We start from the raw sequence: 3,029 nt of genomic DNA, 5'->3' as shown, positions 1-3,029 counted from the left end.
CTCCCGGAGCTTCGCTTGGCAGCCAAGCCTTCGGAACCAAGTCTGGCCCATTTACAAGGCGCGGGGAAGACATCACCGCCCGCGACGAGACCAGGCTCGGCGCATTCGCCCCTGCGCACGCTTGCCTCCGGCGGGCCGCTCCTGTAAGAGAGCCGCCATGACCACGCGCGTCCGCTCCGTCGCTTCTTCTCGCCCCGGCTTTGCCGGCGGGACCGCGCGCGCGCTCGCTTCCACCCTGCTTCTTCTCGGCCTTATCGGCGATCGCCGGGTTCGCTGAAGGAGCGCCCGGCGGTCGATACCCGCCGCCTCAGGCGCATGCTCCTTGGCAAAGTCATAATCAAGCGAATGCAATTCTGGTAGAGGCGACGCTCGCCATCAATCCGCCCAAGGCGAACATGCGAGCCGCCCGGAGAAGAGACGATGAACGCACGAGAAGAAATCCGCGCCGACGAGGCTGAAGCCGGGAAGCGCGCGGCCGGCCACATGCCGGATGCAGCCCGCAAGTACCAGTCTTACCCCACTGTCGGCCTGACCGATCGCACCTGGCCGAACAAGGTGATCGACAAGGCGCCGATCTGGTGCTCGGTCGACCTGCGCGACGGCAACCAGGCGCTGATCGACCCGATGGGTCATGAGCGCAAGGCGCGCATGTTCGCGCTGCTCCTCGACATGGGCTTCAAGGAAATCGAGATCGGCTTCCCCTCGGCCTCGCAGACCGATTTCGACTTCGCGCGCTGGTGCATCGAGGAAGGCGGCGTGCCGCGCGATGTATCGCTCCAGGTGCTGGTGCAGTGCCGGCCAGAACTGATCACACGGACCTTCGAGGCGCTCAAGGGCGCGCACCGCCCGATCGTGCATTTCTACAATTCGACCAGCGAATTGCAGCGCCGCGTCGTCTTCGAAAAGGACGTCGCCGGCATCAAGCGCATCGCCACCGACGCCGCCAAGATGATCACCGACATGGCGGCCAAGGCCGGCGGCGGCTACCGCTTCGAATATTCGCCGGAAAGCTTCACCGGCACCGAGCTCGACGTCGCGCTGGAGATCTGCAACGCCGTCACGGAGATCGTGAAGCCGACGGCCGACAACAAGCTGATCATCAACCTGCCCTCGACGGTCGAGATGTCGACGCCCAACGTCTATGCCGACCGCATCGAATGGATGTGCCGCAATCTCGACAACCGCGAGAACCTGATCATCTCGCTGCATCCGCACAACGACCGCGGCACAGGCGTCGCCACCACCGAGCTTGGCCTGATGGCCGGGGCCGACCGCGTCGAAGGCACGCTGTTCGGCAATGGCGAGCGCACCGGCAATGTCGATATCGTGACGCTGGCGCTCAACATGTTCACCCAGGGCGTCGATCCGGAGCTCGACTGCTCCGATATCAACCGGATGAAGGATGTCTACGAATATTCGAACCAGCTGAAGATCCCGGAGCGCCATCCTTATGTCGGCGAGCTGGTCTACACGGCTTTCTCGGGCTCGCATCAGGACGCTATCAACAAGGGCATGAAGGCGCTGAAGAAGGCCAACACTCCGATCTGGGAAGTGCCTTACCTGCCGATCGATCCGGCCGATGTCGGCCGCACCTATGAGGCGATCATCCGCATCAACTCGCAATCGGGCAAGGGCGGCATCGCCTATGTGCTGCAGGCGGATTACGGCCTCAATCTGCCGCGCAATCTGCAGATCGAGTTCAGCCAGGCGATTCAGGCGATCACTGACGCGGAAGGCAAGGAAGTGCCGGCCAAGCGCATCCACGAACGCTTCCTCGAAACCTATATCGACCAGCCCGGCGCGCGGCTGAAGTTCCTCGACCACCGCACCTTCCCCGATACCGAGGTGAAGGGCCGACGCATCGTGGAGGCGGATATAATCGACAATGGCAGGGAAGTGACGATCACCGGCTCGGGCACCGGCCCGATCGACGGCTTTGTCGATGCGCTCTCGCGCCATGTCGGCGTCGACATGTCGGTGCTCGACTATTCCGAGCATTCCTTGCAGCGCGGCTCCAACGCCTCGGCCATCTCCTATGTCGAGATGGAATATCCGGGCGGCAAGCTGTTCGGCGCCGGCATCAACACCAACATCGTCGCCGCCTCGCTGGAGGCCGTCGTTTCGGCCGCCAATCGCATCATCGGTGGTAAGGCCGGCTGACCAGTCAGGCTCCCGAACACGACGCGCCTTGCGGACGCGCCGTGTTGCAAGCAGACGCAACTTCCTTGTCGTTCGTTAACCGGCGGGGGAATTTCCGGTGGCTTACGCGATCACATAACAGAAGCATCCTTGTGCGCCGGCGCGAGCGCTATATTATCGCGCCCTAACCTGTGCCGAGTTCGGAAGGATCGACACTTGGAGCATGCCCCGCCTGCCGCCCCCGCAGTGCGCGAGACATTGGAGCGACTGCTTGCCAGCGAGACGTTCGGACGATCCGAGCGTGCCCGCAGGCTTTTACGCTACCTGGTAGAGCGCGAGCAGGCTGGCGAGGCGGACAGGCTGAAGGGCGTTTCCATCGCCATGGACGTCTTCGGCAAGGACGGCGATTTCGACGCCTCCACCGACGCCGTGGTCAGGGTTCAGGCCGGTCGCCTACGCGAGCTCCTGGATCAGTACTTTGCCAATGAAGGCATCGCCGAACCGGTGCGTATCGCGATCCCGCGCGGCGGCTATATCCCCTCCTATGAGCTGAACGCAATCCGCCTGCCCGGTGACGCAAGGTCCGCCACCGGCAACATCGCGCGCCAACCCCAGGCATCGGCCGAAGCCGCTCCGGCGGCCGACTATCTCGACAGCCCGACATCGGACGAACCCGTGCCGTTTATGGCGCCGGCCGCGCCTGCACAATCACTGACGCGGCAACTGCGATTCTTCTGGGCTGCCATGGTTCTGGTCATTGCCATGCTCGGCGTGCTCATCTTTCGCCAAGGCGATGCCTTGCTCGGCGGCGGCGACACGGCGGTCGAAACGGCGGGCATCGCCGGAACCACGGCCCAGTCAGTATTCGACTCCTTGCCGCTCATCTACAT

1 protein-coding gene and 1 pseudogene are annotated in these 3,029 nt (G+C 63.7%); both read left to right on the top strand.

Annotated elements, in window-relative coordinates:
* Positions 1-420: 420 nt before the first annotated feature.
* Positions 421-2,160, top strand: a complete 1,740-nt coding sequence (gene leuA / locus EOA27_RS29620) for a 2-isopropylmalate synthase (protein WP_126081593.1) — start codon at positions 421-423, stop codon at positions 2,158-2,160.
* 195 nt (positions 2,161-2,355) lie between these two features.
* A pseudogene (locus EOA27_RS29615) lies at positions 2,356-3,029 on the top strand (hypothetical protein); the annotation flags it as partial.

It is taken from the genome of Mesorhizobium sp. M2A.F.Ca.ET.037.01.1.1, from assembly GCF_003998075.1.
Lineage (GTDB): Bacteria > Pseudomonadota > Alphaproteobacteria > Rhizobiales > Rhizobiaceae > Mesorhizobium.
The sequence above is the reverse complement of the archived record's forward strand: the minus strand, read 5'-3'. Positions and strand labels throughout refer to the sequence as shown.